The organism is Kribbella sp. NBC_01510 (genome assembly GCF_045040325.1).
Classification (GTDB): Bacteria; Actinomycetota; Actinomycetes; order Propionibacteriales; family Kribbellaceae; genus Kribbella.
In genome coordinates this window covers 7113532-7133993 of record NZ_CP109418.1, presented here as the reverse complement: position 1 = coordinate 7133993, position 20462 = coordinate 7113532, and the positions used below count along the sequence as shown (strand labels likewise).

Sequence of the window (20462 nt, the reverse complement as noted above, 5' to 3'; positions counted from 1 at the left end):
TCAGCGGTCGCACCCGCCGTCCTTGTCCCGCCGGGAGTGCGGGCGAGCGAGATCGTCGATGCCCTTGTAGGCGTACGGATCGGTCCCGGCCACCATCACGATGTCGCGGTAGTCGTGCTTGCCGACGTGGACTCCAGGTGGCACGGACTGCCAGGGGAGCAGCGACTCCGCGCTCATGTAGTGGTTGGCGAGCGCCCGGCGGAGTCCGTGCCGGCCGGTGTTCGGCAGTGATCGGTGCAGCAGATAACCGTTGAAGATCACCGCTGAACCCGCGGGCACCTCGACCGGGACGGCATCGTCGTCGGTGTACGGGAAGTCGAACGCCTCCACCGTGCAGTCGAAGCGGAGATCGTCCTGCTCCCGGTCGGGGTAGATGACACCGCGGCGGTGGGAGCCCGGCAGAACCCACAGGCAGCCGTTCTCCACGGTGGCATCGTCGAGCGCGATCCACACCGCGGTCAGCGAGCGGTCCCTGGTCGGAATGAAGAACTCGTCCTGGTGCCATGCCTGGCCCGGCTTCCCCTCGGGCTTGATGAACAGCATCGATTGCATGGCCTTGACGTTCGGCCCGATCACCGCGGTCAGCGCCGCGACCACCCGTGGCGCCCGTAACGCCGCGAGTGCCACGTCGGACACCTTGTGTGGTTGGTGGATGCACAGGTACTTGCGCAGGACATCCGCTGTCGGCTCGGCGGCTGGACCTCCGTCGATGACGCCCAGGTCACCGCGGCACAGAGCCTCGGCCGCGGCATGGAGCGCGGTGACCTGGTCGGGCGACACGGCCTGATCGAGGACGACGAAGCCGTCCCGCCGGAACGACTCGACCAACTCGTCGGTGACCTCGGCGAAGCTGTGTACGGCGGTGACAGACTGCATCTGATGCTCCATCCGGCCTTTGGGGGCGATGACCGGCTTCACGGTCTCAGAGCAGACCAGGCCCGGCCAATGTCGCGGGCGTGCGCATTACTATCTGTTCGTGACCTCGCGACCCCCGGTGATCAGCGTGAACTCCGTGGTCCAGGTCGCGGACTATCCGCCCGGGGCAACCTATGGCCCACGCACGCTGCCGAACTACGAACTGCTGTGGATCCTGAGCGGTTCGGCGCGGTGGCGGACCGAGGTGTACGACGATGCCGGCCTCCGGCAGGCGACCGTGGAGGAGGACCTTCGCCCGGGCACCGTGGCATTGGCTCGGCGCGGGAACCGGGATGCTTATATCTGGGACTGCGATCGCTCGTCGCGACACGCGTACGTGCACTTCCAGATCGAGGACTTCGGCGGACTCGGCGATCCGTCGAGTTGGCCGTCGGTGCGATCCCAGTCCGATCCGAGCCTGCTGGACGGGCTGTGCACCTACCTGCTGGACCTTGCCGGCGTACCGTCATCGTCGGTCCGGGGACACAGTGACCGGCTGGTGGCGACGATGCTGGAGGTCTTCCTCAGCGCTCCGGCCGGTCAGTCGCGCGAGGAGATGCCGGTTGCTGTCCGCCGCCTGGTCGACCATGTTGCGACCGTGTGGGCGAGGAGCGGCCCGCGAATCATCTCCGTCCCGGAGTTGGCCGCTGCGGCGAACCTGTCGGCAGGGCACCTGCACCGGCTCTTCCGGGAGCGGTACGCCTGCGGACCGGCGTACGCCCTGGATCTGATCCGGCTGGCCCGGGCCGCGACCGCGCTCCTGCGCACCAACGCGACGATCGCCGAGATCGCGTCCGACTGCGGCTACAGCAATCCGTACCACTTCTCCCGCCGCTTCTCCCTCACGTACGGCCAACCGCCGGGATCGTTCCGGCGTCGTCGGCAACTGACCGATCCGCTCGCGCCGGTCCGGGAGGCCGGGCTGCTTCCGGTGGCCCGGACGCTGCTCGAGGCGGCACTATCCGAGACGGCTGTCCACCCTCTGACCACTCTGCTCTAGGGTTGGAGACAGACGACCAAGGAGGCGAAGACGTGGCGGTACGGGCGATCCGGGGTGCCACCCAGCTCGACGTGGACGAGCGCGAGCATCTGCTCGAGCGGTCCGCGGAGCTGGTGCGGGCGGTCCTGGAGGCGAACGATCTGGAGAACGAGGATCTGATCAGCATCCTGTTCACCGTCACGCCGGATCTGCACTCGGAGTTTCCCGCCGTGGCCGGCCGCCAGATCGGGCTGACCGACGTACCGCTGATGTGCATGCAGGAGATCGCCGTCCCGCACGCCCTGCCGCGCGTGGTCCGGCTGATGGTGCACACCGAGACCCCGCGTTCCCGGGAGAAGATCCAGCACGTCTACCTGCACGGCGCGGTAGCTCTCCGTCCAGACCTGACGGGCGCCCAGTGACTGTGCTTTTGGCCGGGCCTCCGGCGCCGGCGCGGTCATGGGGCTGTGACTCCCGCCCTTCCCTCGTCGCTTCAGTCGCTTCGCTCCCTACGCTCCTCAGTCCAGGGCGGGAGGCCCCATGACCGAGCTGCGCGGTCCGGTTCGGATCGTCGGCACCGGACTCATCGGTACGTCGATCGGCCTGGCGCTGGCGCGGTTGGGTGTCGTGGTGGAGCTCGTCGACGCCGATCCGGACAACGCGCTGATGGCCGAGCGGATCGGCGCGGGTTCGCGGCTGGTCCAGATCGAGCCGCAGCTCGTGGTGGTCGCCGTACCGCCGGATCACGTCGGCGCGGTAATCGCCGAGCAACTGGAGCAGACCGACGCGGTCGTCACCGATGCCGCCAGCGTGAAGTCGAAGCCCCTCGCCGACGCGGGCAAGCTCACCGGTGACCTCAGCCGGTACGTCGGCAGCCACCCGATGGCCGGCTCCGAGCGGAACGGGCCACTCGCCGCCCGCGCGGACCTCTTCGACGGCGCGACCTGGGCGATCACTCCGCACGACACCAGCTCGCCCGAGGCGATCGAGCTGGTACGGCGGCTGGCCGAGGCGGCCGGAGCCCGGACCGTCGAGCTGTCTGTCGAGGACCACGACCTCGGCGTCGCCCGGGTGTCACACCTACCGCACCTGATGTCGGCGCTCGCCGCGGGCACGCTCGCCGACGCGCCGACCTCGCACCTGCAGCTGTCCGGCCAGGGCGTCCGGGACGTGACCCGGATCGCGGCCGGCGACCCCAAGCTGTGGACCCAGATCGTGTCCGCGAACTCGACCGCCCTGACGGGTCTGCTGGAGCAGATCCGCGGCGAGCTCGACCGCCTACTCGTTGCCTTGGGCAAGGAAGAGGCGGCGGAGGAGCTGACCTCGATCCTCGGGCAGGGCGTTTCCGGTGCGGTCCGGGTGCCGGGCAAGCACGGTACGCCGCACATCGACCTGGTGACCGTTCTGGTGACCATCCCCGACCGGCCGGGGCAGCTGGCCCGGTTGTTCGCGGACGCGGCCGAGTCCGGCGCGAACGTCGAGGACCTGCGGATCGACCACAGTCCGGGCCGTCCCGTCGGTGAGGTCGAGCTGGCGGTCAAACCCGGTTCGGTCGACCAGTTGGTCGACGTACTGACCGAGCGCGGCTGGGTCGTCCACCGGTAGCCGGTCCTGATCGGTGGAATGTCCCCCGCCACAGGTAATCTTCGGGGCATGATCATCGCTGTGGACGGCCCGAGCGGCTCCGGTAAGTCGAGCACCGCGCGAGGCGTCGCCAGCCGGCTGGGGCTGCGCTACCTGGACACCGGAGCGACGTACCGGGCGGTGACCTGGTCGGCGCTGGAGCACGGACTCGATCTGGACGACACCGCGGCGGTCGCGCAGCGGTCCCGGGAGCTGCGCCTCGAGGTCAGCATCGACCCGGCGAACCAGTTCGTGATCGCCGACGGGACCGACGTGACGACCGCGATCCGGGAGCCGCGGATCAGCGAGACGGTCTCCAAGATCGCCACCAACCTGGACGTCCGCAAGGAGCTGATCCGGCGCCAGCGGGAGATCATCGACGACGCCCAGCCGACCGGCGGGATCGTGGTCGAGGGCCGCGACATCGCCACCGTGGTCGCGACCGACTCCGAGCTCAAGGTGCTGCTCACCGCCGACCAGGACGCCCGGATGGCGCGCCGCGGCGCCGAGCTGGCGGCCGGGGCGGTGACCGCCGAGCAGCTCCGCGACCAGATCGTCCGCCGGGACGCCGACGACGCGACCGTGTCGGAGTTCCTGGTCGCGTCCGACGGCGCGGTCACCATCGATTCGACGCATCTGTCCCTGGAGGAGGTCATCGACGTGATCAGCCGTCTCGCGAAGGAGGCCGAGGCCGCCCCGAGAGGGCCGAAGTCATGACAGAGCGCATCGCCGCATGACCGCGGAGCTGACCGGGCACCTGGAGTTGCCACGCACCGACGATCTGCCTCGGCTGCCGTACCGGCTCGCGCTGCCGATGCGCACGGTCGCCAAGCCGTACTTCCGGCGCAAGTACAAGCTGACCATTCACGACGAGGACCGGTTCCCGCGGACCGGTCCGGTGCTGATGACTCCGAACCATCTGAGCCTGCTCGACGGGCCGCTGCTCGGGGCGATCGCGCCCCGGATGCTGCACCAGCTCGGCAAGATCGAGGTGTTCGGCGGGCTCCAGGGGAGGATTCTCCGGCGGATCGGGCAGATCCCGGTCGACCGATCGGCGTACGACGTCCTCGCGGTCCGGCAGTCGATCAAGGTGCTCCGCGACGGCCGGGTGCTGAACATCTACCCCGAGGGCACTCGCGGTCCGGGCGACTTCAGCCGGATCCGGACCGGCGTGGCGTATCTGGCCATGGTGACGGGTGCGCCGATCCTGCCGGTGGCCCTGCTCGGGACCAGGCTGCCGCGCGGCGACGTGGAGGGTTTCCCACCGGCCGGGAGCCGGGTCGATGTGGTCTATGGCGAGCCGTTCACGGTGGAGCGCGTACCCTTTCCCAGGAGGCATTCCGACGTACGCGCGGTTGCCGACCAGATCGGCGACGTGCTGCGAGCCCATGTGAGGGCGGCCGTCGAAGCCACCGGCCACCCCCTCCCGGGCGCGCCAGACAAGAAGGACCCTGATGACTGATCTGCCCACCGGCTACGACTTCGCCGAGCCTACGCACGACCGTGAGGACACCGGGCCGCTGCCCGTGCTCGCGATCGTCGGCCGGCCGAACGTGGGCAAGTCCACGCTGGTCAACCGCATCATCGGCCGCCGCGAGGCCGTCGTCGAGGACACCCCGGGCGTGACCCGGGACCGTGTCTCGTACGACGCCAACTGGGCCGGCCGCGGCTTCACGGTCGTCGACACCGGCGGCTGGGACCCGGACGCGGTCGGGATGGCGGCCCTGGTCGCGGCGCAGGCCGAGGTCGCGATCAACGCGGCCGACGCGGTGCTGTTCGTGGTCGACGCGACGGTCGGGATCACGGATGCGGACGAGGCCGTCGTACGGGTACTGCGGAAGTCCGGGAAGCCGGTCGTGCTCGCGGCGAACAAGGTCGACGACCAGCGGGTCGAGGCCGAGGCGATGAACCTGTGGAGCCTCGGCATCGGTGAGCCGTTCCCGGTCTCGGCGATGCACGGCCGCGGCACCGGTGACATGCTCGACGCCGTACTGGCAGCCCTGCCCGAGGCGCCGCCGGAGCGCGACCCCGAGACCGGCGGCCCACGCCGGGTCGCGATCGTCGGCAAGCCGAACGTCGGCAAGTCCTCCCTGCTGAACAAGGTCGCCAAGGAGGACCGCGTCGTCGTCAGCGACGTCGCCGGTACGACGGTCGACCCGGTGGACGAGCTGATCACGCTGGCCGGCAAGGAGTGGCGGTTCATCGACACCGCCGGCATCCGCCGCAAGGTGAAGAGCGCCCAGGGGCACGAGTACTACGCCTCGCTGCGGACCAACGCGGCGATCGAGCGGGCCGAGGTTGTCGTGGTCGTGATCGACGCGTCCGAGCCGATGACCGAGCAGGACCTGCGGATCATGAGCGCGGTCGAGGAAGCCGGCAAGGCGCTCGTGATCGCCTACAACAAGTGGGATCTGGTCGACGAGGACCGGCGGTACTACCTGGAGCGCGAGATCGACCGCGACCTGGTGCAGTTCCGCTGGGCGCCACGGGTGAACATCAGCGCCCTCACCGGCCGGCACATGGAGAAGCTGGTCCCGGCCATCGAGGCCGCGCTGGACGGCTGGCAGACCCGCGTCCCGACCGGCCAGCTGAACGCGTTCCTCGGCCGCCTGGTCGCGGCGCACCCACACCCGGTCCGGTCCGGCAAACAGCCGAAGATCCTGTTCGGCACCCAGGCGACGACGATGCCGCCGACGTTCGCGATCTTCACCTCCGGCCAGATCGAGGCGTCGTACCAGCGCTTCATCGAACGCCGCCTCCGCGAGGACTTCGGCTTCGTCGGCAGCCCCGTCCACGTCCAGATCCGAGCCCGCCAAAAGAACAAGAAGCGCTGACCCGCCGACCTGGAACCCGGTTAAGACCACTCCACAAGATGCGGTAAGGTTTACCCCGCTCGGCTCTTCGGAGGCGGGCATCGGGCTGTGGCGTAGTTTGGTAACGCGTCTGGCTGGGGGCCAGAAGACCGCAGGTTCAAATCCTGTCAGCCCGACCCAAGAGGGGCACCGATTCTGTCGGTGCCCCTCTTTAGGTTTCTTCCATGAAGACATCGGGGGACAGGCGCACCTGGGACGATCTGCAGCTACGTCAGGCAGTAGAGGAGAACCACTCGTGGCGCGCGGTCGCTCGCGCACTGGGATTGAACGGCACGTCCGCAGGCACAATCCGTGTGCTCAAACGACATGCGGACCGGCTTGAATTGGACACCGCCCACTTCACGGGCCAACGTCGGTGGTCTGACCGAGAGCTGCGTGCAGTGATGCGCGACGCCACCTGCTGGGCGGATGTATTTGCCGGGCTGGGCGTCAGCGACGGCACCGAGACCCGGGTTCGGATCAAGGGGCATGCGGTTCGGCTCGGCCTGGACTGCACCAATCTGAGGCCGTCCGAGCCGCGGTCACTGTCAGGTGAGGTGTTCGATCAGCCTGTGCGTCCTGAGCTGCTGCGAACTGCGGCGCCTGCGATGGCGATGGCCTGGCTCACCTTGCGGGGCTGCTCGGTGGCGTTGCCGATCGAGCCCGAGGTGTATGACCTGCTGGTGACTACGAGGAAGGGCGTGCAGCGCGTGCAGGTCAAGAGCAGCGCTCGCCCCGATGCCAAGGGGCACTGGGGTGTCGAGATCGGACGGCGGCCGTACGTGCTGGACAAGTCGGCAAGCAAGATGCCGTACGACCCGGACGATATCGATCTGTTCTTCATCGTGCTGGGCGACGGCAGCATGTATGTGATCCCCAGTTCGGTGCTGGCAGGACGAATCCGCATCTATGCAGAGACCTACGCGCCGTACCGGGTGGGTGATGCTTCGGGACTGTTGCGCTGAGGAGCACCGGCCACGTGCGGGTGCGCCTCACCACAGTTCAGTGGATGTCGGCGAGTTGTTTGGGCTCGGGGGTCTCGTCGATGTGGAGGGATTCGCCTTCGATGTCGACCTTGGGGGTGATGCGGTCAAGCCAGCGGGGGAACCACCAGGCGCGGTCGCCTAGGAGAGACAGCACCGCCGGCACGAGGGTCATGCGGACGACGAAGGCGTCGATGAGGACGCCGATGGTGAGGCCGAAGCCGATCGCCTTGATGATCGGGTCGTGGACCATGATGAAGCCGGCGAAGACCGACGCCATGATCAAGGCGGCCGCCGTCACCACGCGGGCGCCGTGGCCGAGCCCCTCGATGGTTGCCTCGGTCGCGTGTTTGCCGTGCACGAACTCCTCGCGGACCCGGGACACGATGAACACCTCGTAGTCCATCGCCAGCCCGAACAGCACGCCCAGCATGATGATCGGCAGGAAGCTGACCAGCGGCCCGGGGGAGTCCACGCCGAGCAGGTCGGCGCCCCATCCGAGCTGGAACACCGCGACCGTGATGCCGAACGTCGCCCCGACCGTGAGCACAAAGCCCAGCGTCGCCTTGAGCGGCACGAGCACCGACCGGAACGCCAACAACAACAGCAGGAACGACAGCCCGATGACAACCAGCAGGTAAATCGGCAATGCGTTGGACAGCTTGTTCGACACGTCGACCCCGACCGCGGTATTGCCTGTCACCGAGATGCTCGCGTCACCGGTGGCCAACGGCTGCACCGCCGACCGCAGGTTCTTCACCAGCTCTGCGGTCTCCTGACTCGCCGGGCCGCTCTTGGGGATGACCTGCAACAACCGCGTCGATCCGTCCGCACTGGCCGGCCCGGGCTGGGCCGCCACGACATCCTTCAGCCCTTGCGACTTCGCGAGTACCTGCTTGACCAGCGCATCGGACGTCGCCGGGTTGGTGCTCTTCACAACGACGACGAGTGGACCGTTCGCGCCCGGCCCGAAGGCGGCCGCGGTCAGGTCGTAGGCGACCCGCTGGTTCGTGCCGGCCGCAGCCGAGGCACCGTCCGGCAGCGCGAGCTGCATGTCCTTGACCGGGATCGCCAGCAATCCGAGCCCGAGGATGCCGACGGCAACGATCGGGACGCGGAACCTGGTCACGAGCCGGCCCCAACGGAAGCCGAAACCTTCCTTGACCGGAGCGGCCGTCGGCGCCTTGCGGATCTTGCGGGGGAGCACCCGGTTCCCGACGAACCCGAGCATGGCCGGCAGCAGCGTGAGCGCGACCAGCACCGCGGTGAGCACGGTCGCCGCGGCCGCCAGCCCCATCGCGGTCAGGAACGGTACGCCGACCACACTCAACCCGGCCAGCGCGATCACCACCGTCGCGCCGGCGAACAACACCGCCGACCCCGCGGTCGCTGTCGCTCGCCCGACCGACTCCTCCGGATCCATGCCCTGAGCAAGCTGTGTCCGATGCCGCGAGCTGATGAACAACGCATAGTCGATACCCACCGCGAGTCCCAGCATCAACGCCAGGATCGGCGCGGTCGACGACACATCAACGAACGCGGTGACCAGGAACAGCCCTGCCATCCCCGCCAGTACGCCGAGCAGCGCGGTCAGCAACGTCATCCCGGCCGCGACCAGCGAACCGAACGTGACGACCAGTACGACGGCCGCGACCGCGACCCCGATCACCTCGGTGGCTCCGATCTCGGGTACGCCGCCGGCCACCTGGCCGCCCGGGACCACCTGAAGATCCCCGGTGCTCAGTCCGCTGAGTCCGTCGTACGCCGTGGTGCTGTCCTTGGAGAGCTCGTCGGCGGGCTTGTCGAACTGGACGCTGATCAGGCCGGTCGTGCCGTCGGGACTGATCGCCTTGCTGGTGAACGGATCGATCGCGGCGATCACCTCCGGCACCTTCGCGACCTTGCCGACGGTCGCGCCGACGGCCGCCTTCACCGCCGGATCCGCGAGCGTCTTGCCGTCGGGTGCCTTCACCACGACCGTGGCCGAGGCACCGCTCGCCGCGGGCAGTTCCTGCTTCAGGGCGTCGAGCGCGCGCTGCGACTCGGTGCCCGGGATGGAGAAGGTGTTCGCAGTCTTGCCGCCCAGCGTCAACGCGCCGACACCGAGCAGGACGAGGAACAACGCCCAGACGGCGGCGACGAGGCGCCGGCGCTGGTAGGAGAACCGGCCGAGCCGGTACAGCAGATTGGCCATCGGGAGTGCGTCCGTTTCGAGTCGGTACGTGCGAGCAGGGGAGACCGTCCGCCGGCGGTCGGGATGGGTTCAGCTGCGTCCGAGCAGTCGACGGAGGGCGATGTCGCAGAGTCTCCGGAGTTCGTCGTTGGTGCGTTCGCCGGGACGCCGGCACTCGCCGAGCAGGCCGTTGACGGCGAACTTGGCCAGGTCGTGCTCGAGCGGGTCGTCCGAGCCGGCCAGGTAGTCGGTCATCTTCATGCCGTCGGCGACCAGTCCGGCGATCTCGGGCATCTCCACCATCACCGGGATGACGTCCTGGATGACGTCGATGACGCCGCGGTGCACCACGGCGAGGTCGATGAAGCGCTGGATCGCGAACTCCTGCGCCTCCGTCTGCGGCAGCGCGCCGGCCGCGGCGATGAGCTCGGCCAGGTCGGCGGCGGCCGGCTCGAGGACCGCGGCCAGGACGGCGGGCTTGCCGCTGAAGTGGTAGAGCACCGTCGCCTTCGAGCAGCCGGCCGCGCTCGCGATGTCCTGCAGTGACGTCGCGTTATAGCCCTTGGCCTGGAACAGGTCCATCGCCTGCCGCACGATCTCGTGCCGGGTCCGCTCCCGGGCGGGGGTGGTGACTGCCATGTCAGCCATCATCCTGACCGATCGGCCAGTTTTCAACCGATCGGTCAGGATTGTGGCTTCCCTCACGCGATGGCCGCGGCTTGCTTGCGGTGTAATGATGTAATTCGGGAGGCAGAACCATGGCTGATGAGATTGCCGGCGACGACGTACTGGATGCCTACTCCCGAGTGGTCTCGGGCGTGGCGGAACACCTCATCCCGCGGGTGGCGAGCCTACGGATCCACAGCCGGCGCGGCGACTCGTCGGGATCGGCGGTCGTGCTGACCGGCGATGGCCACCTGCTGACCAACGCGCATGTCGTCGGCGAGGGCGAGCAGGCGAACGCCGAGTTCGCGGACGGTACGACGGCGCAGGCCCGAGTGGTCGGGGTCGACCGGCTGTCCGATCTCGCCGTACTGCGAGCCGACCGGGAGATCCCAGATCCGCCGGAGTACGGCGATGCGGATCACCTCAAGGTGGGGAACCTGGTGGTTGCCGTGGGCAACCCGTTGGGGCTGGCCGGGAGTGTGACCGCGGGCGTGGTGAGTGCGCTCGGCCGGTCGTTGCCGGTGCGGAGCGGGTCGGCGCAGCGGATCATCGAGGACGTGATCCAGACCGACGCAGCGCTGAACCCGGGCAACTCCGGCGGTGCACTTGCCGACGGCAACGGCCGGGTCGTCGGCATCAACACCGCGGTGGCCGGCATCGGTCTCGGGCTGGCCGTTCCGATGAACCAGACCACGCGCCGGATCATCTACTCGCTCCTGCATGACGGTCGCGTCCGCCGCGCGTACCTCGGTCTCGTCACGACCCCCGCGCCGCTGCGGCCCGCCCTGGCCGAACGCTTCGACCAGCGCACGGCTCTCCGCGTCGTCGAGGTGATCGCGAACAGCCCCGCCGCCGACGCCGGCCTTCGCCCCGGCGACCTGGTCCTGGCTGTCGACGGCGCCCCGCTCCGCGACGCTCAGTCCCTCCAACGACTCCTGTTCGCCGACGCCATCTCCCGCCGCACCGAAATCACCGCCATCCGCAACAACGCCCTCGTGGATGTCATAGCCCATCCCACCGAACTGACCGACCGCTAGCTCAGTTCGGCCCGGAGGAGGACGCCGCTGCCGGGTTTGAGAGGGGCGCGGGGGAAGGTGAAGTCGCGGGTGACTTCGGTGAAGCCGAAGCTCTGGTGGAGGTCGAGGATCGGGCCGTTCGCGAGGTTCGCGAAGTAGTAGACGGCGTCGGCGCGCTCGGCCGTCCAGCGGATGCGAGCGGTGGTGAGGAGTTCCCCGATGCCGTGGCGGCGCCAGTCCGGGGACACGATCAGGCCGACAAGGTAGTAGCCGGTGGGGGCCGTGGTTGGCGGGTCGTCGGATGAGACCTCGTGGTGGATCACGGCGGCGTAGCCGACCACCTCAGTCTCGACGCACGCGACGACGGAGTAGCGGGTCGGATCCTGAAGGTCGGACAGCAGACGGCTTCGGCGCTCGGCGACAGATCCGCCGGTGCGCGAGACGATCAGTTCGGCGCAGGCGTCGAGGTCGTCGGCGCCCATCGGGCGGATCTCGATCGGAGTGTCCGGGACCTGACGGCCGGCGTCCGGCTCGTATTCGGCGAAGTTGCTCACGACGGCAGCCTAGGCTCTGGCGGGTGGACGAACATTTGGCGTGGGCGAAGGACTTGTACGAGCGGGCGATCTTCAACGGGGCATACGACGCCCTGTCGCAGGCCGATCGTGAGCTCGACGCGGTCGAGGCCGCGTTGTTGATCGGTCGTGGCCGGGTCATGCATGGCCGCTACCTGGAGACACGGATCGAGGTCCCCGAGGAGTTGCCGGCCTTCGAGCGAGCGGCCGACCTCTACCGCGCCCTGGGCGACGAGCGCGGCGAGGCCGAAGCCCAGTTCTGGATCGGCTGCTTCCACCAGGTCGTCCGCGACGACAACACGTCCGCCGTCCCACCCCTGACTGCCGCGAGCGAGTTGGCCAGGAAGACCGGGGACCAGCTGACCCTGTCCAACGCCCTCCGCCACCTGGGCATCGCCGCCCACACGGCCGGCGACCTCGACCGGGCCCGCGCCTTGCTCGAGGAGTCCACCGCTCTCCGCCGTACCCTCGGCTTCACGGCAGGTGTGGCCGCCAACTTGGTCGGTCTCATCTACCTGGCCGCCGCACAAGGACGCTCCGACGACGCGCAGGCGCTGGCAGATGAGGCGGCTGCCCTGGCCGCTTCGGTGGGAGCCGTGATGATCAGCGCCCAGATCGAAGCAGCCCGCTCGCGGAGCTGATTCAGGTCAGCGGCCGAGTTCCGGTTTGGCGGTGTAGTCGGTGAAGCCGATGACGTTGCCCCAAGGATCGCGGACCTCGAACGCCCAACCCGTAGGGATCCGGAACGGTTGTGCCAAGGGCGCCACTCCCTTGGCGGACAGCTCGTCCGCCGCCGCACGGGCGTCCGGTACCTCGAACCACACCTTCTGCCCACCGGCGGTCGGCGACTCGGAGACACCGACACCCAACCCGGGTGTCTCGTCCCCGATCCGGAAGAGAACCATGCCGATCTCGTCGAAGCGCTTGGCCACTGGTAGTCCCACCGCGTCCTGGTAGAACGCCACCGCCTGGGTGAGGTCCCCTACCGGCAGGAAGACATTGTCCACGCCGAGTACCTTCATTACAGCTCCCTTCGTCGGTCGATGCCATTCCCACCATCGACGGACCCAGGGGCTGGGGGCAGGGGCGAAGGTCCCGCTACCAGCCGCGTTCGCGCCATTCCTTCAGGTGGGGGCGTTCGGTGCCGAGGGTGGTGTCGGAGCCGTGGCCGGGGTACACCCAGGTCTCGTCGGGGAGGTCGGCGAAGAGTTTGGTCTCGACGTCGTTGATCAGGGACGTGAAGCGCTCTGCGTCACCCTGGGTGTTGCCGACGCCGCCCGGGAACAGTGAGTCACCGGTGAAGAGGTGAGGTGCGCCGTCCGGGTCGTCGTACACGAGGGCGATCGAGCCCGGTGTGTGGCCGACCAGATGGATGATGCGCAGGCTGCACCGGCCGACGGCGATGTGGTCGCCGTCGTCGACGAGTTGGTCGGTGGGGACCGGGATGCCCTCGGCGTCGTACCGGCCGGCGACCGTGGTGGCGCTGGTCCGGGCGACGACCTCGGCGAGCGCCTCCCAGTGGTCCTGGTGGCGGTGAGTGGTGACGACGCGGGCGAGCCCACCGTCGCCGATCAGCTTGAGCAGCGTATCCGCGTCGTTGGCGGCGTCGATCAGCGCCTGCTCGTCGGTCTGCCGGCAGCGCAGGAGATAGGCGTTGTTGTCCATCGGGCCGACCGCGACCTTGGTGATCATCAACCGGGCCAGCTCGTGTGTCTGAGCCGGTCCGCCGACCTTGACGTTCCCGTGGTACTCCGGCATGCGCCCTCCCTGGAAGTCGTGACAGCCCCGATCCTTGCACTCCGGCGACCGTCCGGTCATCTCGGGGCCGACTTGCATGAACTACCGCCCGCGATCGAATATACTTTCGAAGCGGCCGGTGCGGTCGGGCGTCCTGCGGGCACCTCGATCCGCCGCCGGAAGTTTTTGTCGGTGGGCCTCGTTAGCATGACCGGGCATGCCCTGGATACCCTCGAGAACGGCTGAGAGTGAGCTTGTGTCTGACCGTCTGATCGTGCGTGGAGCGCGTGAGCACAACCTGAAGGACGTCTCGGTCGACCTGCCCCGGGACGCCATGATCGTCTTCACCGGGCTGTCCGGGTCCGGCAAGTCCAGCCTGGCCTTCGACACGATCTTCGCCGAGGGCCAGCGCCGGTACGTCGAGTCACTGTCGGCGTACGCGCGGCAGTTCCTCGGTCAGATGGACAAGCCCGACGTCGACTTCATCGAGGGTCTGTCCCCGGCCGTCTCGATCGACCAGAAGTCCACCTCGCGGAACCCGCGCTCCACCGTCGGCACGATCACCGAGGTGTACGACTACCTCCGCCTGCTGTTCGCCCGGGCCGGCCGCCCGCACTGCCCGGAGTGCGGCGAGCCGATCGCGCGCCAGACCCCGCAGCAGATCGTCGACCGGGTGCTGGAGCTCGAGGAGGGCACTCGCTTCCAGGTGCTGGCCCCGGTCGTCCGCGGCCGCAAGGGGGAGTACCTCGACCTGTTCCGCCAGCTGAGCGGTCAGGGGTTGTCCCGGGCCCGGGTGGACGGTGAGACGATCCAGCTCACCGACCCGCCGAAGCTCGACAAGCAGAAGAAGCACGACATCGATGTGGTCGTCGACCGGCTCGCGGTGAAGAGCTCGGCCAAGCAGCGGCTGACCGACTCGGTCGAGACCGCGCTCGGTCTGGCCAGTGGTCTGCTCGTGCTGGACTTCGTCGACCTGCCGGAGGACGACCCGCACCGCGAGCGCCGGTTCTCCGAGAAGCTCGCCTGCCCGAACGACCACCCCCTCGCCATCGACGAGCTCGAGCCACGGTCGTTCTCGTTCAACTCGCCGTACGGCGCCTGCCCGGTGTGCACCGGTCTCGGCACCCGGATGGAGGTCGACCCGGAGCTGCTGATCCCCGACCCGTCCAAGTCACTCGACGAGGGCGCGATCCAGCCGTGGTCCGGGCAGAACGTCTCGCAGTACTTCGAGCGTCTGCTGGCGGCGCTGGCGAGGGACCTGAAGATCAAGACGAGCACGCCGTTCGGCGAGCTGCCGGCGAAGGCGAAGAAGTCGCTGCTGACCGGCCACGACAAGCAGGTCCACGTCTCGTACCAGAACCGCTACGGCCGCGAGCGCTCGTACTACACCACCTTCGAGGGTGTGATCCCGTACGTCGAGCGACGGCATGCGGAGGCGTCGAGCGACACCGGCCGGGAGCGCTTCGAGGAGTACATGCGCGAAGTGCCGTGTCTGGCCTGCAACGGCGCCCGGCTGAAGCCGATCTCGCTCGCGGTCACGCTCGGCGGCAAGAACATCGCGGAGATCAGCGCGATGTCGATCGACGAGGTGCACGGCTTCCTCGCGCAGATGGAGCTATCGCCGCGGGAGAAGCAGATCGCCGAGCGGGTGGTCAAGGAGATCGGCGAGCGGCTGCGGTTCCTGCTCGACGTCGGCCTGGACTATCTGGCGCTGAGCCGGCCGGCGGGTTCGCTGTCCGGTGGTGAGGCGCAGCGGATCCGGCTGGCGACCCAGATCGGCTCCGGGCTTGTCGGCGTTCTGTACGTCCTCGACGAGCCGTCGATCGGCCTGCACCAGCGGGACAACCGGCGGTTGATCGAGACGCTGGTCCGGCTGAAGGAGCTGGGCAACACGCTGATCGTCGTCGAGCACGACGAGGACACCATCGACCACGCCGACTGGGTGGTCGACATCGGCCCGGGTGCCGGTGAGCACGGCGGCCAGGTCGTCGTCTCCGGCACGGTCGAGGACCTGCGCAACCACCCGGACTCGATCACCGGCCAGTACATCTCCGGCCGCCGCGAGATCCCGATCCCGCCGGTCCGGCGACCGCTCACCGAGGGCCGCGAGCTGACCGTGTACGGGGCCCGGCAGAACAACCTCCAGGACATCGACGTGACCATTCCGCTCGGGGTGTTCGTCGCGGTGACCGGGGTGTCCGGGTCGGGCAAGTCGACGCTGGTCAACGACATTCTCTACACCTCGCTGGCGCGGCAGATCTACGGTGCTCGGGCGGTGCCGGGCCGGCACACGAAGATCTCCGGGATGGAGCTGGTCGACAAGGTCATCCACGTCGACCAGTCGCCGATCGGCCGGACGCCGCGGTCCAACCCGGCGACGTACACCGGTGTCTGGGACCACGTCCGCAAGCTGTTCGCGGACACGCCCGAGGCGAAGGTCCGCGGGTACCAGCAGGGCCGGTTCTCCTTCAACGTCAAGGGCGGCCGGTGCGAGGCCTGTTCGGGTGACGGCACGCTGAAGATCGAGATGAACTTCCTCCCGGATGTGTACGTGCCGTGCGAGGTGTGCCACGGCGCCCGGTACAACCGCGAGACGCTCGAGGTGCACTACAAGGGCAAGACCGTCGCGGATGTGCTGGACATGCCGATCGAGGAGGCGTCGGAGTTCTTCGCGGCGATCCCGGCGATCTCGCGGCATCTGACCACGTTGGTCGAGGTCGGCCTCGGGTACGTCCGTCTCGGGCAGCCCGCGCCGACGCTGTCCGGTGGTGAGGCGCAGCGCGTGAAGCTGGCGTCCGAGCTGCAGCGGCGGTCGACCGGGCGGACGGTCTACGTGCTCGACGAGCCGACGACCGGTCTGCACTTCGAAGACATCCGCAAGCTGCTCGGCGTGCTCGGCGGCCTGGTGGACAAGGGCAACTCGGTGCTGGTGATCGAGCACAACCTCGACGTGATCAAGACCGCCGACTGGATCATCGACCTCGGGCCGGACGGCGGTCGCCGCGGTGGCACGCTGGTCGCGGAAGGTACGCCGGAAGAGGTCGCGGCGAACCCTGCGTCGTACACGGGTGAGTTCCTGGCGGAGATCCTCGAGGGTCGCGCCGCGAAGCCGAGCGCGAAGCAGCAGGCCGCCGCCGCGAAGAAGGCGCCGGTCAAGAAGACCGCGGCGAAGAAGACGGTCGCCAAGAAAGCCGTTGCCAAGAAGGCCCCGGCGAAGAAGGCACCGGCCCGGAAACGCGTCGCCAGCTGATCAGCCCGCGAGTATCACCGGCCGAAGAGCTGTCCGAACAGTTGTCGCAACCACGTACGGCGCGGATGCGGCGTCAACACAGAGGGCAGTACGACGGTCGGTGGCGTGGCCAGCGTGACCGGCACCTGAACTATCCGATCGCCCTGTAACCAAAAGAGATCCGGGCAGCACTGGTCCGGTGCGTCGCGGTACGTCTCGGTGACGAACCGCGCCAACGCGTCGGCCCGATCCTGGCCCGCATCGGCCGGGCAGTAGGCAACTGTGCTCAACCGCGGCACCCCGACCAGCACCCCCGCGCCCAGAGATGCCTGCGGCAACAAGGTCTCCCGGTCGACGATCGCCATCGACACCAGCGGATCGCCGTCCCGGCTGAGGACGGCGAACCCGTCGTGCTCGACCGGCTCCAGGTCCGCGATCTCCGCCAGACTCAACCGCACCGGCGACGGCACGCCGGGATCACCCAGCCCGAGCATCGATCGCCGTACGACGGTCAGTCGCCGGAGTTCCTTGCCGGTCCGGACGAACACCACGACCTCGAAGTGTTCGCCGAACGGGATCAGGGCGTCCGCGACCGGTCCGGCCGTTCGCGCAGACCATCCGCGCTGCACGAGCAGAGCACGTTGCCGCTCCGCGACGTCGCCGTACCGGTGTTCCTCCGTGGCCAGCTCACCTTCGGCGACGACGGCCAGCAGCCAGGCCTCGATCTGTTCCGGCCAGCGTTGCTGTGGGAGGTGCAGACAACGGTCGACGATCTCGCCGACGCCGACGACCGCGGACATCTGCAGCGCGCCGCGTCCCCAGCCGACTTCGACCGTCCGCTCCTCGGTGTCCACCACACAGCCCGGCAACCACATCGGCGCGAGATCCGCGATCACCTCGACGACAGCGAAACTTTCGCTCGTGTCCGTCATGTCTTGACCTCCGCCACCACTGAAGTGTCTCGCGCATCCGTTCCAGAAGTACGAAGCCCCCCGGCGTCCGCGGGCTGGTCAGCGGGCCACACCTTAGTGGCAGTCCGGATCACGCACCCGCACTACCAGCTGATTCACAGCAAACTCTCAAACGCCGGTTGAATCCGGCGCTGGTTGAACCGATCCGATGATCCAGTCGTTTGACCCGGTATCGGCCCGGTTTGGCAGGGTCGGCTACACAGAAGCAAAGCGTTCAACCACTTCGACCGGCAGGCTCCTGGAGGTCCAGATTCATGAGCGATGACACGATGGCACCAACCACCCCGCAGCAGACCCCGGCGGGGGACAACCTGCGCGACCGGAGGTCGGTGCTCCGCTGCGCGGCAATCGCCGCCCTCGCGGGTGCCAGCGCACCGATCCTTGCGGCCTGCGGCGGCAGCGACAACGCGAGCGGGAGCAGCGGCTCCAGTTCCGCACCCGCGACCGGCACGAGCTCGGCTCCGACCAGCGCACCGACCAGTACGGCGCCGTCCTCGAGCGCGCCGGCGAGCACCAGCGGCGGCACGGTCCTCGGCCCGGTGTCCGACGTACCGGTCGGTGGCGGCAAGGTGTTCTCCGACGCCAAGGTCGTGGTGACACAGCCGACCGCGGGTCAGTTCAAGGGCTTCTCCGCGATCTGCACCCACCAGGGCAACCCGGTCGGGTCGGTGCAGGGCGGGCAGATCGTCTGCCCGTTCCACAACAGCCACTTCAACATCACCGACGGCAGCCCGGTCAGCGGCCCCGCGCAGTCGCCCCTCCCCGCGGTAAACGTCGCGGTTCAGGGCAGCAACATCGTCCAGTCCGCCTGACAACCGTAACGTCCGAAGAAGTGAGGCCCATAGCCCTCACTTCTTCGGACGTTAGCGGTTTGTCAGCTGTGGGTGGCTGGGTCGAGCTTGCCGACGTAGAGGAGTTGGTTGGGGGAGCCGGTGCCGGGGTCACCTACCTTGTCCGGCGTTGAGGCACCGACCAGGGCCGTTGCGACATCGGCCGGCGTGGCGTCCGGGTGGTCGGCCAGGTAGAGCGCGACCCCACCGGCCACGTGCGGCGTGGCCATCGACGTACCGCTCATCTTGGCGGTCGCCTCGGGGTCGGTGATGCCGACCGACGTGATGTCGACGCCCGGCGCGAACAGGTCGACACACTTGCCGAAGTTGGAGAACGTCGCCTTCTTGTCCTGGTCGTCGGTCGCGCCGACGGTGATCGCCGAGGGCTCCCGGGCCGGCGAGCCCTGGCAGGCGTCCGCGCTTTCGTTGCCAGCGGCAACGGCGTAGGTGACGCCGGAGCCGACCGAGGCCTTCACCGCCGCGTCCAGCGCGTCGTCGGCGCCGCCGCCCAGGCTCATGTTCGCCAAGGCGGGCTTCTTCGCGTTCTTGGTGACCCACTCGATGCCGGCCACCACGGACTCGGTCGAGCCGGAGCCCGAGCAGTCGAGCACCCGGACGCCGTACACATGCGCGCCCTTGGCCAGGCCGTACGTCGTTCCGGCGATGGTGCCGGCCACGTGGCTGCCGTGCCCCATGCAGTCGACGCCGTTCTGGCCGTCGCCGACGGTGTCGGTGCCGACCGAGGCGCGGTCGCCGAAGTCCTTGTGCGCGGCGTAGATGCCGGTGTCGATCACGTAGACGTTCACGTTGTCCGCGGTGGTGGACGCCTCGTACTTCTTGTCCAGTGGCAGGTCACGCTGGTCGGCCCGGTCCAGGCCCCACGGCGGGTCGTCCTGCGCGACGGTGATCTTCTGGTTCTGCTGGACGTAGGCCACCCGCTTGTCGCCGGCCAGCTTCTTCGCCTGGTCCGCACTCATGCTCGCGGAGAAGCCCTTGATCGAGGCGTCGTACTGGTCGCGCACCTTGACGTCGTAGCTGGTCGCGAGACTGGCGTTGGTGGCCCGGGTCTCGGCCTGCGAACGCTGGTCGGCCAGGACGACGATGTAGCTGCCGGGGATGGCGTCCGGGGTGGCGGCGCCGCGGATGGTGACGGCGGCCGTCTGCGACGCGTCACTGCCGGCCGCGGTGGCGACGATCCCGGTGACGGCGAGCGCGGATGCGGCGACCGCTCCGAACACGGCACGCGGTCTGCGAATTCTGGGGGACATGGGCGGAACTCCCTCGAGTCAGCGCAAGGCCCGGTTGCCTCACGCAAAGGTCCTGCACGTCTACCCTGGGTCAGACGCTAGAACTCCCGCTCATCCCAACCGGGGGTCAAACCAGCCTTATGGGACAACCCGCAACACGACCGCAACGTTCACTTGCCCAATAGGGGGTTACTGCGGCGTGCCTGGAAGTTGGCGTGCTTGCGGATGGCGAAGTCGTAGGCCTCCTGCAGCAGCGGCAGCAGGGGAGTGGCGTCGGACGGCGAGACGATGCAGACCCAGTGCTGCGAGGCGTAGAAGGGGTGCGGTATCAGGGTGTCGCGGGCGGTGTAGTCGTGGCCGGAGTCGAGTACCCAGTCGGCGTCGCGCTCGGTCGGCACCGCACCGAACAACGAGGTGTACGTCGCCTTGGTCAGGCCGATGTTGAGTCGCCAGGCGCCGGGGTCGTCGAGCCGGGACACCTTCTCGTAGTGGTCGCCGGTGACGATGGTGGCGAACGGCTGCTGCCGTTCCGGCGGCAGGTCCGCGGCCGGGTCGTACAGGTAGAACAGATCGCCCTGTGCCTCGAGCACCCGGATGCCGCCGTACGCGCGGATCACCCGATCCATCTCTTCAACAGTCATGCCTTCAAGTGTGTCATTGAAGTCACAA

At 68.6% G+C, this 20462-nt stretch carries 20 protein-coding genes and 1 tRNA gene; 12 read left to right on the top strand and 9 right to left on the bottom strand.

Annotated elements, in window-relative coordinates; genetic code table 11:
* Positions 1-876 carry a phytanoyl-CoA dioxygenase family protein gene (locus tag OG558_RS35220; protein ID WP_329476864.1) on the bottom strand — a complete coding sequence of 292 codons (876 nt, stop codon included), beginning with the start codon at positions 874-876 and terminating at the stop codon, positions 1-3.
* Between the two features lie 100 nt (positions 877-976).
* Here OG558_RS35220 and OG558_RS35215 point away from each other — a divergent pair, with 100 nt between their 5' ends.
* The 8 genes from OG558_RS35215 to OG558_RS35180 all read left to right on the top strand — a co-directional run bounded on the left by OG558_RS35215 (position 977) and on the right by OG558_RS35180 (position 7334).
* Positions 977-1915, top strand: coding sequence for a helix-turn-helix domain-containing protein (locus OG558_RS35215; RefSeq protein WP_405066843.1), 939 nt, complete (start codon positions 977-979; stop codon positions 1913-1915).
* 32 nt (positions 1916-1947) lie between these two features.
* Positions 1948-2316 carry a chorismate mutase gene (aroH, locus tag OG558_RS35210; RefSeq protein WP_328520645.1) on the top strand — a complete coding sequence of 123 codons (369 nt, stop codon included), beginning with the start codon at positions 1948-1950 and terminating at the stop codon, positions 2314-2316.
* A 118-nt stretch (positions 2317-2434) separates the two neighbouring features.
* Positions 2435-3499: a prephenate dehydrogenase gene (locus tag OG558_RS35205; RefSeq protein ID WP_405066842.1), complete on the top strand. Its 1065-nt coding sequence runs from the start codon at positions 2435-2437 to the stop codon at positions 3497-3499.
* 48 nt (positions 3500-3547) lie between these two features.
* Positions 3548-4234 carry a (d)CMP kinase gene (gene cmk, locus OG558_RS35200; RefSeq protein ID WP_329476870.1) on the top strand — a complete coding sequence of 229 codons (687 nt, stop codon included), beginning with the start codon at positions 3548-3550 and terminating at the stop codon, positions 4232-4234.
* 16 nt (positions 4235-4250) lie between these two features.
* Complete coding sequence (locus tag OG558_RS35195; protein WP_405066841.1) at positions 4251-4979, top strand: lysophospholipid acyltransferase family protein; 729 nt, start codon at positions 4251-4253, stop codon at positions 4977-4979.
* Positions 4972-6351, top strand: coding sequence for a ribosome biogenesis GTPase Der (gene der, locus OG558_RS35190; RefSeq protein WP_405066840.1), 1380 nt, complete (start codon positions 4972-4974; stop codon positions 6349-6351). The genes OG558_RS35195 and der overlap by 8 nt, the downstream gene beginning before the upstream one ends.
* A gap of 81 nt (positions 6352-6432) precedes the next feature.
* Positions 6433-6506, top strand: a tRNA-Pro gene (locus OG558_RS35185).
* A 48-nt stretch (positions 6507-6554) separates the two neighbouring features.
* On the top strand, positions 6555-7334 hold the full coding sequence (locus OG558_RS35180; RefSeq protein WP_405066839.1) for a group I intron-associated PD-(D/E)XK endonuclease: 780 nt from the start codon (positions 6555-6557) through the stop codon (positions 7332-7334).
* A 37-nt stretch (positions 7335-7371) separates the two neighbouring features.
* Here the strand turns inward: OG558_RS35180 and OG558_RS35175 are convergent, their stop codons facing one another.
* Complete coding sequence (locus OG558_RS35175) at positions 7372-9546, bottom strand: MMPL family transporter (RefSeq protein WP_405066838.1); 2175 nt, start codon at positions 9544-9546, stop codon at positions 7372-7374.
* Between the two features lie 69 nt (positions 9547-9615).
* Positions 9616-10164, bottom strand: a complete 549-nt coding sequence (locus OG558_RS35170) for a TetR/AcrR family transcriptional regulator (RefSeq protein WP_405066837.1) — start codon at positions 10162-10164, stop codon at positions 9616-9618.
* Between the two features lie 119 nt (positions 10165-10283).
* On the opposite strand from OG558_RS35170, the gene OG558_RS35165 reads away from it, so the two are divergent.
* Positions 10284-11228: a trypsin-like peptidase domain-containing protein gene (locus OG558_RS35165; protein WP_328520653.1), complete on the top strand. Its 945-nt coding sequence runs from the start codon at positions 10284-10286 to the stop codon at positions 11226-11228.
* Here OG558_RS35165 and OG558_RS35160 read toward each other — a convergent pair.
* Positions 11225-11761: a GNAT family N-acetyltransferase gene (locus tag OG558_RS35160; RefSeq protein ID WP_405066836.1), complete on the bottom strand. Its 537-nt coding sequence runs from the start codon at positions 11759-11761 to the stop codon at positions 11225-11227. The two genes, OG558_RS35165 and OG558_RS35160, sit on opposite strands and share 4 nt — an antisense overlap.
* Positions 11762-11784: 23 nt before the next feature.
* Here OG558_RS35160 and OG558_RS35155 point away from each other — a divergent pair, with 23 nt between their 5' ends.
* Positions 11785-12420: a tetratricopeptide repeat protein gene (locus OG558_RS35155; protein WP_405066835.1), complete on the top strand. Its 636-nt coding sequence runs from the start codon at positions 11785-11787 to the stop codon at positions 12418-12420.
* A 6-nt stretch (positions 12421-12426) separates the two neighbouring features.
* On the opposite strand, the gene OG558_RS35150 is transcribed toward OG558_RS35155, so the two are convergent.
* Both OG558_RS35150 and OG558_RS35145 read right to left on the bottom strand, forming a co-directional pair.
* Entirely contained in the window at positions 12427-12801 is a 375-nt protein-coding gene (locus OG558_RS35150) for a VOC family protein (RefSeq protein WP_405066834.1), read from the bottom strand.
* Between the two features lie 76 nt (positions 12802-12877).
* Positions 12878-13537, bottom strand: coding sequence for an MBL fold metallo-hydrolase (locus OG558_RS35145; protein WP_405066833.1), 660 nt, complete (start codon positions 13535-13537; stop codon positions 12878-12880).
* 235 nt (positions 13538-13772) lie between these two features.
* Between OG558_RS35145 and uvrA the strand changes: the two genes are divergently transcribed.
* Complete coding sequence (gene uvrA, locus OG558_RS35140) at positions 13773-16766, top strand: excinuclease ABC subunit UvrA (RefSeq protein WP_329476886.1); 2994 nt, start codon at positions 13773-13775, stop codon at positions 16764-16766.
* Positions 16767-16780: 14 nt separating this feature from the next.
* Here the strand turns inward: uvrA and OG558_RS35135 are convergent, their stop codons facing one another.
* Entirely contained in the window at positions 16781-17677 is an 897-nt protein-coding gene (locus OG558_RS35135; protein ID WP_405066832.1) for a hypothetical protein, read from the bottom strand.
* Positions 17678-17970: 293 nt separating this feature from the next.
* Between OG558_RS35135 and OG558_RS35130 the strand changes: the two genes are divergently transcribed.
* The gene (locus tag OG558_RS35130) at positions 17971-18528 is read left to right on the top strand and encodes a Rieske (2Fe-2S) protein (protein ID WP_329476890.1); all 558 of its coding nucleotides are present in this window, start codon (positions 17971-17973) and stop codon (positions 18526-18528) included.
* Positions 18529-18590: 62 nt separating this feature from the next.
* On the opposite strand, the gene OG558_RS35125 is transcribed toward OG558_RS35130, so the two are convergent.
* Positions 18591-19814 carry a S8 family peptidase gene (locus OG558_RS35125; RefSeq protein ID WP_405066830.1) on the bottom strand — a complete coding sequence of 408 codons (1224 nt, stop codon included), beginning with the start codon at positions 19812-19814 and terminating at the stop codon, positions 18591-18593.
* A 149-nt stretch (positions 19815-19963) separates the two neighbouring features.
* A complete protein-coding gene (locus tag OG558_RS35120) occupies positions 19964-20434 on the bottom strand; it encodes a DUF6194 family protein (RefSeq protein ID WP_405066828.1) in 471 nt (156 codons plus the stop codon).
* Positions 20435-20462 lie beyond the last annotated feature (28 nt).

Bases quoted from the DNA above. Each gene is read 5' to 3' on its own strand.
- der (WP_405066840.1), top strand. From the start codon at position 4,972: ATGACTGATCTGCCCACCGGCTACGACTTCGCCGAGCCTACGCACGAC.
- OG558_RS35165 (WP_328520653.1), top strand. From the start codon at position 10,284: ATGGCTGATGAGATTGCCGGCGACGACGTACTGGATGCCTACTCCCGA.
- OG558_RS35205 (WP_405066842.1), top strand. From the start codon at position 2,435: ATGACCGAGCTGCGCGGTCCGGTTCGGATCGTCGGCACCGGACTCATC.
- OG558_RS35170 (WP_405066837.1), bottom strand. From the start codon at position 10,164: ATGGCAGTCACCACCCCCGCCCGGGAGCGGACCCGGCACGAGATCGTG.
- OG558_RS35135 (WP_405066832.1), bottom strand. From the start codon at position 17,677: ATGACGGACACGAGCGAAAGTTTCGCTGTCGTCGAGGTGATCGCGGAT.
- OG558_RS35150 (WP_405066834.1), bottom strand. From the start codon at position 12,801: ATGAAGGTACTCGGCGTGGACAATGTCTTCCTGCCGGTAGGGGACCTC.
- OG558_RS35145 (WP_405066833.1), bottom strand. From the start codon at position 13,537: ATGCCGGAGTACCACGGGAACGTCAAGGTCGGCGGACCGGCTCAGACA.
- cmk (WP_329476870.1), top strand. From the start codon at position 3,548: ATGATCATCGCTGTGGACGGCCCGAGCGGCTCCGGTAAGTCGAGCACC.
- OG558_RS35130 (WP_329476890.1), top strand. From the start codon at position 17,971: ATGAGCGATGACACGATGGCACCAACCACCCCGCAGCAGACCCCGGCG.
- OG558_RS35180 (WP_405066839.1), top strand. From the start codon at position 6,555: ATGAAGACATCGGGGGACAGGCGCACCTGGGACGATCTGCAGCTACGT.
- OG558_RS35120 (WP_405066828.1), bottom strand. From the start codon at position 20,434: ATGACTGTTGAAGAGATGGATCGGGTGATCCGCGCGTACGGCGGCATC.
- OG558_RS35125 (WP_405066830.1), bottom strand. From the start codon at position 19,814: ATGTCCCCCAGAATTCGCAGACCGCGTGCCGTGTTCGGAGCGGTCGCC.
- OG558_RS35220 (WP_329476864.1), bottom strand. From the start codon at position 876: ATGCAGTCTGTCACCGCCGTACACAGCTTCGCCGAGGTCACCGACGAG.
- OG558_RS35195 (WP_405066841.1), top strand. From the start codon at position 4,251: ATGACCGCGGAGCTGACCGGGCACCTGGAGTTGCCACGCACCGACGAT.
- OG558_RS35175 (WP_405066838.1), bottom strand. From the start codon at position 9,546: ATGGCCAATCTGCTGTACCGGCTCGGCCGGTTCTCCTACCAGCGCCGG.